The sequence below is a fragment of the Pseudomonas phenolilytica genome, from assembly GCF_021432765.1.
GTDB classification, from domain to species: domain Bacteria; phylum Pseudomonadota; class Gammaproteobacteria; order Pseudomonadales; family Pseudomonadaceae; genus Stutzerimonas; species Stutzerimonas phenolilytica.
In genome coordinates this window covers 17,604-30,258 of the sequence record NZ_CP058908.1, presented here as the reverse complement: position 1 = coordinate 30,258, position 12,655 = coordinate 17,604, and the positions used below count along the sequence as shown (strand labels likewise).

The 12,655-nt window shown below is 61.2% G+C and carries 11 protein-coding genes, 3 tRNA genes and 1 pseudogene; 12 read left to right on the top strand and 3 right to left on the bottom strand.

Translation table 11 applies throughout. The features are described from left to right. Window positions 1–73: 73 nt before the first annotated feature. Window positions 74–916: a sulfurtransferase gene (locus tag HU825_RS00185; RefSeq protein WP_234302674.1), complete on the bottom strand. Its 843-nt coding sequence runs from the start codon at window positions 914–916 to the stop codon at window positions 74–76. 144 nt (window positions 917–1,060) lie between these two features. Between HU825_RS00185 and rnd the strand changes: the two genes are divergently transcribed. The 11 genes from rnd to HU825_RS00130 all read left to right on the top strand — a co-directional run bounded on the left by rnd (window position 1,061) and on the right by HU825_RS00130 (window position 9,774). Beyond that, window positions 1,061–2,188: a ribonuclease D gene (gene rnd / locus HU825_RS00180; RefSeq protein ID WP_193749413.1), complete on the top strand. Its 1,128-nt coding sequence runs from the start codon at window positions 1,061–1,063 to the stop codon at window positions 2,186–2,188. Then, entirely contained in the window at window positions 2,185–2,478 is a 294-nt protein-coding gene (locus tag HU825_RS00175; RefSeq protein WP_054095139.1) for a YcgL domain-containing protein, read from the top strand. Before rnd ends, HU825_RS00175 begins: the two co-directional genes overlap by 4 nt. Window positions 2,479–2,567: 89 nt before the next feature. Continuing rightward, window positions 2,568–2,963: a hypothetical protein gene (locus HU825_RS00170; protein WP_043299225.1), complete on the top strand. Its 396-nt coding sequence runs from the start codon at window positions 2,568–2,570 to the stop codon at window positions 2,961–2,963. A 118-nt stretch (window positions 2,964–3,081) separates the two neighbouring features. After that, window positions 3,082–3,531: a YcgN family cysteine cluster protein gene (locus HU825_RS00165; protein WP_054095138.1), complete on the top strand. Its 450-nt coding sequence runs from the start codon at window positions 3,082–3,084 to the stop codon at window positions 3,529–3,531. Window positions 3,532–3,587: 56 nt separating this feature from the next. Next, window positions 3,588–4,808 carry a hypothetical protein gene (locus tag HU825_RS00160; RefSeq protein ID WP_054095137.1) on the top strand — a complete coding sequence of 407 codons (1,221 nt, stop codon included), beginning with the start codon at window positions 3,588–3,590 and terminating at the stop codon, window positions 4,806–4,808. A gap of 199 nt (window positions 4,809–5,007) precedes the next feature. Beyond that, window positions 5,008–7,632, top strand: a complete 2,625-nt coding sequence (alaS, locus tag HU825_RS00155; RefSeq protein WP_234302673.1) for an alanine--tRNA ligase — start codon at window positions 5,008–5,010, stop codon at window positions 7,630–7,632. A gap of 52 nt (window positions 7,633–7,684) precedes the next feature. Continuing rightward, window positions 7,685–8,923 (top strand): aspartate kinase, encoded by a 1,239-nt coding sequence (locus HU825_RS00150; RefSeq protein ID WP_043299231.1) that lies wholly within the window; start codon window positions 7,685–7,687, stop codon window positions 8,921–8,923. A gap of 180 nt (window positions 8,924–9,103) precedes the next feature. Further along, on the top strand, window positions 9,104–9,289 hold the full coding sequence (gene csrA / locus HU825_RS00145) for a carbon storage regulator CsrA (RefSeq protein ID WP_003283978.1): 186 nt from the start codon (window positions 9,104–9,106) through the stop codon (window positions 9,287–9,289). A gap of 62 nt (window positions 9,290–9,351) precedes the next feature. Further along, window positions 9,352–9,442, top strand: a tRNA-Ser gene (locus tag HU825_RS00140). 107 nt (window positions 9,443–9,549) lie between these two features. Further along, a tRNA-Arg gene (locus tag HU825_RS00135) sits at window positions 9,550–9,626 on the top strand. Window positions 9,627–9,697: 71 nt separating this feature from the next. Beyond that, window positions 9,698–9,774: transfer RNA gene (locus HU825_RS00130), tRNA-Arg, on the top strand. A 51-nt stretch (window positions 9,775–9,825) separates the two neighbouring features. On the opposite strand, the gene bamE is transcribed toward HU825_RS00130, so the two are convergent. Next, window positions 9,826–10,131 (bottom strand): outer membrane protein assembly factor BamE domain-containing protein, encoded by a 306-nt coding sequence (gene bamE / locus HU825_RS18795; RefSeq protein ID WP_348983338.1) that lies wholly within the window; start codon window positions 10,129–10,131, stop codon window positions 9,826–9,828. A gap of 528 nt (window positions 10,132–10,659) precedes the next feature. Between bamE and mgtE the strand changes: the two are divergent. Continuing rightward, window positions 10,660–12,103: pseudogene (gene mgtE / locus HU825_RS00120) on the top strand (magnesium transporter). A 106-nt stretch (window positions 12,104–12,209) separates the two neighbouring features. Here mgtE and HU825_RS00115 read toward each other — a convergent pair. Beyond that, window positions 12,210–12,536 (bottom strand): Arc family DNA-binding protein, encoded by a 327-nt coding sequence (locus HU825_RS00115; protein ID WP_003287433.1) that lies wholly within the window; start codon window positions 12,534–12,536, stop codon window positions 12,210–12,212. Window positions 12,537–12,655: the final 119 nt, after the last annotated feature.

The following is a 12,655-nucleotide window of genomic DNA, read 5'->3' as shown; positions in this document are numbered from 1 at the left end:
GTCGTGAAAAAACACGAGTTTAGGGTGAAAACCGAATATTCCGAAACTGACTGATCGGTCTGGTGGCGCGCCGTCAGGCACGCGGCCGGGCGGGGTCGGTGATCCACTCGCTCCACGAGCCGGGATACAGTCGTCCCAGCGGATAACCCGCCAGACTCAGGGCGAACAGGTTGTGGCAGGCGGTCACGCCCGAGCCGCAGTAGGCGATCACCTCGCCGGTATAGCCGTGCAGCAGGCTTGCGAAGCGTTCGCGCAGCTGCGCCGGGCTAAGGAAGCGCCCGTCGGCCGCGAGGTTGTCGGTGAACGGCGCGCAGATCGCCCCGGGGATATGCCCGGCAACCGGGTCGATCGGCTCGACTTCGCCGCGAAAGCGCGGCAGCGCGCGCGCGTCCAGCAGTGGTTGGTCGAGCGTGTCGAGTTGGGCAAGCAGCTGCTGCGCCTCGATGATCAGACGATTGTCGGGCGCGCCGGAGAAGTTGCCGTTCCGTGCCATGGCTGGCTGTGTGTCGAGTGGCAGGCTGGCCGCGCTCCACGCCTTGAAACCACCATCAAGCACGAACACGTCTTCGTGCTTGCCGAGCCAGGCCAGCAGCCACCAGGCGCGTGCGGCAAACGCGCCGGGGCCGTCGTCGTACAGCACGATCTGACTGTCGTTATCGATTCCCCAGCTGCGCAGGCGGGTTACGAGCTCCGCGGCTTCTGGCAGTGGATGGCGGCCGGTCACGCCGTTGATCGCCGGGCCGGAAAGGTCCTGCTCCAGATCGGCGAACTGCGCTCCCGGAATATGGCTCTGCGCATGGCTACGTCGGCCGTATGCCGGGTCCTCCAGCGCGAAGCGGCAGTCGAGAATGCGCAGTTGCGGCTGCTGCAGGCGTTCGGCCAGTTGCTGCGCGCTGATGAGTTGGGCAAGAGACATGGACGGGCTCCGGTCGGCGATGAGTGCTGCACACTAGCAGGCCGTGAGCGCCCGATGAATGCCCCCGGCGCGCGGCAGTCGCGATATATACTGCGCGCCTCGTTCGGCCGCGCGCCGGTCGTCAGCCGAATCAAGGAGGGCCGTGTGGCCATCGAAACTCAATGGGTCCTGGATGATGCGCATCTGGCCCGCCTGTGCGCCGAGTGGCGGCAATTGCCCTTCGTGGCGCTCGATACCGAGTTCATGCGCGTCGACACCTTCTACCCGATCGCCGGTCTGGTGCAGATCGGCGATGGGCAATGCGCCTATCTGATCGATCCGCTGACAATAAAGGACTGGCAGCCGTTCGCCGGGCTGTTGCAGGACACTGCCGTGGTCAAGGTGTTGCACGCCTGCGGTGAGGACCTCGAGGTGCTGTCGCGTCTGACCGGGCAACTGCCGGCACCGCTGTTCGATACGCAGCTGGCCGGCGGCTACCTCAATCTCGGCTTTTCCATGGGCTATTCGCGCCTGGTGCACGCGGTGCTGGGACTTGATCTGCCGAAGGATGAAACCCGCTCCGACTGGCTGCAGCGCCCGCTGAGCGAGATGCAGATGCGCTACGCGGCGGAAGATGTGCAACATCTGGCCGAACTGTATGCCGCGCTGCTGCCGCGCCTCAGCGAAGACAAGCGGCGCTGGGTGATAGAGGATGGCGCCGAGCTGGTTGCCAACCTGCAGCGTGAAACCGATCCGGACGAAGCATATCGCGAGGTCAAACAGGCCTGGCGATTGCGACCGCAGCAACTTGCCGTGCTGCGTGTACTGACGGCCTGGCGCGAGCGACAGGCGCGTGCGCGCAATCAGCCGCGCAACCGCATCCTGCGCGAGGCGAGCCTGTGGCCGCTGGCGCGCACGCAACCGAAGGACTTGGTAGCGCTGGCGCGTATCGAAGACATGCATCCGCGCACGGTGCGCCAGGATGGCGAGGCGCTGCTCGAGCTGATTCGCCAGGCCGCCGCGCTGCCGGCGCAGGAATGGCCTGCCGCGTTACCCGAGCCGTTACCGCTGGAAGCGGCGTCCGTATTGAAGAAGCTGCGTGCGGTCGGCCAGCGCACGGCGAAGGAATTGGATATCGCGCCGGAGATCATGCTGCGCAAGAAAATTCTCGAGGCGCTGCTCAAGAGCGGCTATCCCGACGGTCCCTACAGTCTCCCCGAGTCGCTGCGCGGTTGGCGCCGCGAGCGCATGGGGCAGGCATTGCTCGACGTACTGGAAAAATCGCCATCATGAAACGCATCTGCTCCATCTATAAAAGTCTGCGCAAGAACGGGATGTACCTGTACGTCGACAAGCGCGACGCGCTCTCTCGCGTGCCCGAGGGGCTGCTCGCCGCATTCGGCACGCCACAGCTCGCGTTCGAACTGGTACTGACGCCGGAGCGCCAGCTGGCGCGCGAGGACATCGCCAAGGTACTGGCCAATCTCGAGACGCAGGGCTACCACCTGCAGATGCCGCCGGCCGAAGACGATTACATCGAGCACCTGCCCGAAGAGCTGCTGCGCATGAACGATCCGCTGTGACAACGTTACGCAGTCGAGCTTGACCTGGATCGGGTTGCGAGCGGTTTTCGGGCCTATGCTGAAAGTCCCCTGAACAAAGGAGACGGTTCATGAACATCCAATCGTGGTTACTCGGTTCCCTGTTCGCTGGCCTGGCGCTGACGGCCCAGGCGCAAGACGCACCGGCCGCGGCCGACAATTCCGCGGCCTGGCAGCAGCACTGGCAGCAGATGCAGGAGTATCGGCAGGCCTGGCAGGCGGCAAAGACCCCGCAGGAACGGCAGAAACTGCAGGCCGAACACTGGCAGAGCATGCAATCCGGCATGGGCATGATAGGCGGCTGCCCGATGGCTGGCGGTCCAGGCATGGGCATGAAGGGCGGCAAGGGCATGATGGGCGGGGGCATGATGGGCGCGCCGACCAAGGAGATGCTCGATCTGCGTATTCAGCACATGGAGCAGATGCTCGAGCAGATGCGCAGCCATCGTCAGATGCTCGACCAGTAATGATCCCGCGTGCTACCCGGGCCGCGCCCGGCGGCCCGAGTAGCACGCCATCCGGCCGCCCTTGGCCCGTCACGGGCCAAGGGCTAGACTCGCAGTTTTGCCGGGAACCTCAGTCGTAATGGCCGCCAAAGTCGAACCCTTCTGGAAGCGCAAAACTCTTGCCGAACTCGACGCCGAGGAGTGGGAGTCGCTGTGCGACGGCTGTGGTCTGTGCTGCCTGCAGAAGCTCGAAGACGAGGAAGACGGCAGCGTCTATTACACGCGCATCGCCTGCAAGTTGCTGGATCTGGATAGCTGTCGCTGCAGCGATTACCCCAATCGCCGCGCCAGCGTGCCGGACTGCATCCAGCTCAATGCGCGGGATGCCGCGCAATTCAAATGGTTGCCGCCGACCTGCGCCTACCGTTTGGTCGCCGAGGGCAAGGATCTGCCGCTCTGGCACCACCTCGTCTGTGGCGACCGCAACGCGGTGCACGTCGAACGTATATCGCAAGCCGGTCGGATGCTCGCTGAAGGCAGCGTTGCCGAAGAGGATTGGGAGGATCACCTGATCTTCCGTGCCGGATGAGTCCGGCGCTTGTCTGATATCTATCTGTCCCCCCCAGTCCCGGAGTCACAGCCCCGATGCCCGTTCATCTGCTTTCCCTCCTTGCCGTTCTGCTGCTCGGCGCGACACCGGCGTGGGCCGGGCAGCGGGTCGATCTCGATTACCTCGTGCGTTTTTTCCCCGAGCAGGATCAGGCCGAAGTGCAATTGACGCTGGAGAAAGGCGAGGTAATACGCAGCCTCGATTTGAACCTCGGCGACGAAGGTTACTACAGCGACTTCCAGGCGGACGGCGAATGGCTGCAGCAGTCGCCTGAACGGGGCATCTGGCGGCCGGCCAAGGGTCAGGCCCGGCTGACCTACCGCGTGCGCATCAGCCATCCTCGCGACAATGGCCGTTTCGATGCGCGGATGACGGCGGATTGGGCGCTGTTTCGCGGCGATGATTTGGTGCCGGCGGCACGGCTCGATGAGGTGGAGGGTACGAAACTGGTTTCGCGCCTTAGCTTCGAGCTGCCGGAGGGTTGGAAAAGCGTCGAAACCGGCTGGCCGCGTATCGGCAAGAACCGCTTCCGTATCGACAACTCCGAGCGAATCTTCGATCGCCCCACCGGCTGGATGCTTGCCGGCAAGCTGGGCAGCCGCCGCGCACGGTTAGGCGAAACTGATGTCACGGTCGCCGCGCCGGTGGGCGAGGGCGTGCGGCGCATGGACATCCTCACACTGCTGACCTTCGTCTGGCCGGAGCTGCAGAACGTATTTCCGCGCGACCCGGACAAGCTGTTGATCGTCGGCGCCGGCGATCCGATGTGGCGTGGCGGGCTCTCCGCGCCGAATTCCCTTTATCTGCACGCCGACCGCCCGCTGGTCAGCGAGAATGGCACCAGCTCACTGGTTCATGAGCTGGTACACGTCTTCAGCCGCATCAGCGACACCGACCGCAGCGACTGGATCAGCGAAGGACTGGCCGAGTACTACGCGATCGAGCTGATGCGTCGTGCCGGCGGCATGAGCGAGGGGCGCTACCAGGCGGTGCGCGAGCACCTTGCGGAGTGGAGCCGCGGAATCACCAGTCTACGCACCGAGCGAGCCACCGGGCCGGTCACCGCCCGGGCGGTGCTGCTGCTGCAGGAGCTGGATCGGGAAATCCGCCAGCGCAGCAAGGGGCGGCATTCGCTGGACGATGTCAGTCGTGGGCTGATGCGTCTGGACAAGGTCAGCACCGATGATTTCATCGATATCACTGCGGCGCTGCTCGGCGGTGCCTCCAAGGTGCTTGCCACGCCGCTGTTGCGTTGAGGTCGGCGCTGCGCAAACGCGCGTTGCGCCTGCGGTCAAATGGGTTGATTCAATCGCATTTATCCCCTATACCCGGTGCGCCGTGCCGATATAATGCGGCCCTTTGCCGATATCCGTTTGGATGGTTGCATAACAGCTCGCGGTGCCGTCGCACCGTGCCGTTTTGTGGCGTTCGGCCGCAGTCCTCTGGAAGAAATCTATGAAAAGCGCAGAAATCCGTGAAGCCTTCCTGAGCTTCTTCGAAGAGAAGGGGCACACCCGTGTGGCCTCCAGTTCGTTGATTCCGGCGAACGATCCGACGCTGCTGTTCACCAACGCCGGCATGAACCAGTTCAAGGACTGCTTTCTCGGCCTGGAGAAGCGCGCCTATACCCGCGCCACTACCAGCCAGAAATGCGTGCGTGCCGGCGGCAAGCACAACGATCTGGAAAACGTCGGCTACACCGCGCGGCACCACACGTTCTTCGAGATGCTCGGCAACTTCAGCTTCGGCGATTATTTCAAGCGCGACGCCATCACCTATGCTTGGGAATTCCTTACCTCCGAGAAGTGGCTGAACCTGCCCGAGGAAAAACTCTGGGTCACCGTCTACGCCACCGACGACGAGGCCTACGACATTTGGACTAAGGAAGTCGGGATTCCCGCCGAGCGCATGGTACGCATCGGTGACAACAAGGGTGCGCCTTACGCCTCGGACAATTTCTGGGCGATGGGCGATACCGGCCCATGCGGTCCCTGCACCGAGATTTTCTTCGACCACGGCGAGCATATCTGGGGCGGTCCGCCTGGCTCTGCGGAAGAGGACGGTGACCGCTACATCGAAATCTGGAACAACGTGTTCATGCAGTTCAACCGCACCGCCGATGGCGTCCTGCATCCGCTGCCGGCGCCGAGCGTGGATACCGGCATGGGGCTGGAACGCATCAGTGCCGTGCTGCAGCACGTGAACTCCAACTACGAAATCGACCTGTTCCAGCGTCTGCTCAACGCGGCAGCCGAGGCCATCGGTTGCGCCAACGAAGGCCAGGCTTCGCTCAAAGTGGTCGCGGACCACATCCGTTCCTGCGGCTTTCTGATCGCTGACGGGGTGACCCCGTCCAATGAGGGGCGCGGCTACGTGCTGCGGCGCATCATTCGCCGCGCCTGTCGCCACGGCAACAAGCTGGGCGCCAGAGGTAGCTTCTTCTATCGCATCGTTGCGGCGTTGGTTGCCGAAATGGGTGAGGCTTTCCCGGAACTGAAACAGCAGCAGGCGCATATCGAACGCGTGCTTAAGAACGAGGAAGAGCAGTTTGCCAAGACCCTCGAGCAGGGACTGAAGATTCTCGAGCAGGACTTGGCCGAACTGTCGGGCAGCATCATTCCGGGCGATGTGGTGTTCAAGCTGTACGACACCTATGGCTTCCCGGTGGACCTGACCGCGGATATTGCCCGCGAACGGGAGCTTACCCTCGATGAGGAAGGCTTCGAGCGCGAAATGCAGGCCCAGCGCGAGCGCGCCCGCTCGGCCAGTGCCTTCGGCATGGACTACAACAGCCTGGTCAAGGTCGAGGGCGAAACCCGTTTCACGGGCTACCAGGGTACGGTCGGTCAGGGCACGGTGTTGGCGTTGTTCAAGGAAGGCATGGCGGTGGATAGCCTGAGCGCTGGCGACGAGGGCGTGGTGGTTCTAGACCAGACGCCGTTCTATGCCGAATCGGGCGGTCAGGTCGGTGACTGCGGCTATCTCGCGGCCGAAGGCCTGCGCTTCGATGTGCGCGACACCAGCAAGGCCGGCGGGGCGTTTCTACACCACGGCATACTCGACAGCGGCAACCTGCGCGTCGGCGCCAGCGTCGATGCGACTGTTGACGCCTCGGTGCGCCAGGCCACGGCGCTCAATCATTCGGCAACCCATTTGCTGCATGCCGCACTGCGCGAGACGCTCGGTGAGCATGTGAGTCAGAAGGGATCGCTGGTAGATAGCCAGCGGCTGCGTTTCGATTTCAGCCATTTCGAGGCAATCAAGCCCGCACAACTCAAGGCCCTCGAAGACAAGGTCAACGCCGAGATCCGCCGCAATACCGCAGTGGATATCGAGGAAACCGACATCGATACCGCCAAGGCGAAGGGCGCGATGGCGCTGTTCGGCGAGAAGTACGGCGACACCGTGCGGGTGCTGAGCATGGGTGGCGGTTTCTCGGTGGAACTGTGCGGCGGCACCCACGTGTCGCGTACAGGCGACATCGGCCTGTTCAAGATCGTCAGCGAAGGTGGCGTAGCTGCCGGAGTCCGGCGTATCGAGGCGGTAACTGGGGCGCAGGCGCTGGCATATCTGAACGATGCCGAGGAGCAGCTGAAAGAAGCGGCGAGCCTGGTCAAGGGCAGCCGGGAGAACCTACTCGACAAGCTGTCCGGTGTGCTTGAGCGCAACCGTCAGCTGGAAAAGGAGCTGGAGCAGCTCAAGGCCAAAGCGGCTAGTGCTGCTGGCGATGATCTTGCCGGTTCGGCAATCGAGCTGCAGGGCGTGCGAGTGCTGGCGTCGCGCCTGGATGGGCTGGATGGCAAGGCTCTGCTCGCGCTGGTCGATCAGCTCAAAAACAAGCTTGGCAGTGCGGTGATCCTGCTCGGTGGCGTGCAGGACGACAAAGTGGTCCTGGTGGCGGGCGTGACCCAGGATCTTACGGCTCGATTCAAAGCGGGCGACCTCATGAAGCAGGCCGCGGCAGCGGTGGGCGGCAAGGGCGGCGGGCGTCCGGATATGGCCCAGGGGGGCGGTAGCGAGCCTGGGCGGCTGGACGATGCCCTCGGTCTTGCGCGCTCTTTCGTCGAGCAGGGGCTCTGAGACGAGCTGGACAGTTAACGACTGCCCTTGATGGGGCGTAGGCGGTAGTGAAATGGCTTTGATCGTACAGAAATTTGGCGGCACGTCGGTCGGCTCCGTGGAGCGCATCGAGCAAGTGGCCGAGAAGATCAAGAAGTTCCGCAACGGCGGAGACGATATCGTCGTTGTGGTATCGGCCATGAGCGGTGAAACCAATCGTCTTATCGATCTGGCCAAGCAGATCAGCGATCAGCCGGTAGCGCGCGAGCTGGACGTGATGGTTTCCACCGGCGAGCAAGTAACGATCGCCTTGCTGGCTATGGCGTTGATCAAGCGCGGCGTGCCGGCGGTTTCGTTTACGGGCAATCAGGTGCGCATTCTGACTGACAGCGCACACACCAAGGCGCGCATCCTGCAGATCGATTCGCAGCGCATCCAGCGCGAGCTTAAGGCAGGTCGTGTGGTGGTGGTGGCAGGCTTCCAAGGGGTGGACGGGAAAGGCAATATCACCACGCTGGGTCGCGGCGGCTCGGATACTACGGGCGTGGCGCTGGCCGCCGCACTCAAGGCCGATGAGTGCCAGATTTACACGGACGTCGACGGCGTCTATACCACCGATCCACGTGTCGTCGCCAAGGCTCGGCGCCTGGACAAGATCACCTTCGAGGAAATGCTCGAAATGGCCAGTCTGGGCTCGAAAGTGCTGCAGATTCGCGCCGTCGAGTTTGCCGGTAAGTACAGCGTGCCTCTGCGCGTGCTGCATAGCTTTCAGGAGGGTCCCGGGACCCTCATCACCCTTGATGAAGAGGAATCCATGGAACAGCCGATCATCTCAGGCATCGCCTTCAATCGCGACGAAGCCAAGCTGACCATCCGTGGGGTGCCGGACACGCCGGGCGTGGCCTTCAAGATTCTCGGTCCGATCAGTGCCGCCAATGTCGAAGTCGACATGATTGTGCAGAACGTGGCGCACGATAACACCACGGACTTCACCTTCACCGTGCATCGCAACGACTACAACAGCGCGTTGCAGATTCTGCAGACCATTGCGAACGAGATGGGGGCTCGGGAGGTAATCGGCGACACCGATATCGCCAAGGTATCGATCGTCGGGGTCGGCATGCGCTCGCACGCTGGCGTTGCGAGTCGTATGTTCGAGGCGCTGGCGAAGGAGAACATCAATATTCAGATGATCTCGACTTCCGAAATCAAGGTTTCGGTGGTGATCGAGGAAAAGTATCTCGAGCTCGCCGTGCGCGCGCTGCATACTGCATTCGAACTGGATGCCCCGGCTGCCAAAACAGCCGAGTGAAGCACAGAAGGCGCGTCTAGTACGCGCCTTCTGTCGTATTGGCTGTGGGCCGAGGAACTTTACCGCCTCGCCAGAAGGTCAATAGCTGGTGCAAGCTGTACGCTAAGCGTGTCGCGGCGCATTATCCGCCTTTTATTTTGCAGACTGCTTACTGACTGAATCCGTTTTAAGGAGAAAGGAATGCTGATTCTGACTCGCCGGGTCGGAGAGACCCTGATGGTGGGTGACGATGTGACTGTCACTGTTTTGGGTGTGAAGGGGAACCAGGTACGCATCGGTGTGAATGCACCCAAGGAGGTTGCAGTGCATCGCGAAGAGATTTATCAGCGCATCCAGAAAGAGAAGGACCAAGAACCAAGCCACTAATTTTTATGTAATTTCTGGCTTTGCAAACGGGGTAAAGATGGTTATGATGCGCCCCGTGTTGCGGAGAGGTGGCCGAGTGGCCGAAGGCGCTCCCCTGCTAAGGGAGTACACCTCAAAAGGGTGTCGGGGGTTCGAATCCCCCCTTCTCCGCCATTTTGCGTTACAGGGTTTTTGATTTGCGGATACCTGTCTTCGATTGAAGGCGCCAGGGTAAAATGCTTGACCGACATTCTCAACTCCCTATAATGCGCACGCTCAGCGCACTCATAGCTCAGCTGGATAGAGTACTCGGCTACGAACCGAGCGGTCGGAGGTTCGAATCCTCCTGAGTGCGCCATTATGTAAGAAGCTTTGGTTTCTCATCGAAGCTCCTGCAGCCAGAAGCGAACTGGCTTATCAAGCGCTTACGCACTCATAGCTCAGCTGGATAGAGTACTCGGCTACGAACCGAGCGGTCGGAGGTTCGAATCCTCCTGAGTGCGCCATACCAAAAAGGGTCTGCAGTAAATGCAGGCCCTTTTTCGTTTCTGAGCCGATCATCGTTTACCGGTAACGCAGCCGTTTTCATCGAAGGTTACGGTGCGTCCTCGGCCTTCGCTCTTCTCGTAGCGATAGCGAGTGCGACCATTGATGCTGACGACGCTATTGGGGCGTCCTAGGGCGCTCTCCACGTCTGAGCGGGTCATCCCGCTAAGTATCCGCTGTTTGATGATCGCGTCGCGGCGCTCTCCGCCGCTGATGCGGTTGCCGCAGCCATCGTGCCGTTCGGCAACGATGGTGAGCTGGTGGGTGGACGGAGGGCTTGCCTTGTGCGGATTGCGTGTCGGGTTGGTCGAAGCCATTCTCACCGCCTTGCCGCTACCTGGAGTGGGGTTGTAAGCCTGCTGCTTCTGTATGTTGGTGTCACCTGGACAGCCTTGCTGAGTGTAGGTGATTCACCCAGTGGCGTCCGTACAGCGAAATACCGTTGCTGCGGCAGATGTCTGGCTGATCAGTACGGTGATGGTGAATAGGGTGGCGGAAAGGGGGGAGTGCATGTTCGTCCTCCGTGACGAAGAAAGGGCATAAGCCTAGGCGCAAAATTCTTCTTTGTGCAGCTGTGCCTCGCTGTGGCGTGAAGGCGTCGACAGATGGGCCTAGCTTGTTGTTGCCGATGTTCGGGGCTGTAGTGCCGCGCAAGCAGTTGTATCTGCAGTCATTTGAACAGCCTTGCCGAAAGAGCGGTGGTATCATTGCGGCGTTCGCCTTCGGGCTTGTGGAATCGAACCATCCCATGGACTTACCCAGTAGTCGCTTGAGAATCCTGCTTACCAATCACATGACTGATTGATCCTCTTGGCGTGCCCCTCGCGCTGAGGGTGGAGTGCGCCATGACAGAAGTAGAAGCAAAAAAAACGCAAGAAACGCTGCAGGATCGCCTGGCGCAGGTGATCGAGCTATTGCATCGGCACCGCCTGGTCGAGGATCTCACCCATCGCCAGGAGGGCGAGCATCAGGAGCTGGTGGAGAGCCTGGTGCATCGGCAGAATCTGGCGGAATTGCAGCGCAAGCTCGATGCGCTACATCCGGCTGACGTTGCGCATATTCTCGAGGCTCTTCCTCTCGACGATCGTCTTACCGTTTGGCAGCTGGTAAAAGCCGAGCGTGACGGCGACATCCTTCTCGAAGTTTCCGACGCGGTGCGAGAGACGCTGATCGCCGACATGGATGATCACGAGCTGCTCGCGGCCGCCAAGGAAATGGATGCCGATGAGCTGGCTGATCTCGCGCCCGAACTTCCACGAGATGTCGTTCACGAGCTGATGGAAACGCTCGACGCACAGCAGCGAGAGCGGGTTCGCTCGGCCTTGTCCTATGAGGAAGATCAGGTCGGTGCGCTGATGGACTTCGAGATGGTGACCATCCGCGAGGATGTCAGTCTGGAGGTCGTGCTGCGCTATCTGCGTCGCCTCAAGGAGCTGCCTGGTCATACCGACAAGCTGTTCGTGGTCGATTACGACGGCGTGCTCAAAGGGGTGCTGCCGATCAAGCGGCTGCTGGTCAATGACCCGGAAAAACAGGTGGCTGAGGTCATGGCCAGCGATCCCGTCACCTTTCATCCTGACGAAGACGCCTATGAGGCGGCGCAAGCCTTTGAGCGCTATGACCTGGTTTCCACGCCTGTTGTTGACAAGGGTGGGAAGTTGATTGGGCGACTCACGATCGATGAGATGGTCGACCTGATTCGCGAAGAGAGCGAAAGCGAAGTGCTCAGCATGGCTGGTCTGCGCGAAGAGGAGGATATATTCGCGTCAGTGTGGAAATCAGTTCGCAACCGTTGGGCTTGGCTCGCGGTGAATCTGGTTACCGCGTTTATTGCTTCACGTGTGATCGGTCTCTTCGATGGCTCGATCGAGAAACTGGTGGCGCTTGCCGCGCTGATGCCGATTGTGGCTGGGATCGGTGGCAACTCGGGTAACCAGACAATCACCATGATCGTGCGCGCTATGGCGCTCGATCAGGTTGGTACCGGCAATACGGCCCGCTTGTTGCGCAAGGAGCTGGGGGTGGGCCTGGCCAATGGCGTGGTTTGGGGCGGGGTGATTGGCCTTGTGGCCTACTGGTTGTACGGCAGCTGGTCGCTGGGCGTGGTGATGACGGCCGCGATGACTCTGAATCTGCTTCTGGCTGCGCTGATGGGGGTACTTATTCCCATGACGCTTGCCCGTCTGGGGCGCGATCCGGCAATGGGGGCCAGTGTGATGATCACGGCTATGACCGACAGCGGTGGTTTTTTTCATCTTTTTGGGGTTGGCGACAGTTTTCCTTCTCTAGTCCCGTCGTCCGGGCATAAAAAATCCGATGTCCTTGCGAAAGGGGCATCGGATTTTTTATTGGCACTCATCGCAACTAGCAAGGCCACCTTTGCGGCTGCTGGTACTCAGGCCTCTTCTTTAGCCAGTTCTGCGTCCTGAGCGATCAGGGCGATCAGGGCATTTTGTTGGCGATGCGTGAGCTGGCGGAAGCGCTGCAACAGCTCACGCTCGTGCATCGACAGTTCTGGGCTGTCCAGGCGCATGCTCAGGTCATCATCTAATGCGCCTTCCTGGAGGAGACTCTGCTCCAGGCGCGCAATGATCTCAGAGTTCATGCTGCGGTGGTGGTTGCGCGCGACGTCGGCAATGCGCTCACGCATGCCGTCGGGCAGTCGAACCACGAATTTGTCAGCCGTTCGGCTGGAATAAACTGCCTGCTTCATAGGGCGCATAATAAACCGGTTAGTCAGGTTGGCGTGGTGGCTTATTGCCGTGAAAGGTCATTGGTCTGACAACCGCCGTCCCGCGCTGTTCCGTGTGCGTAGAAAAACTTTTGGGACGGGTTGGTGGC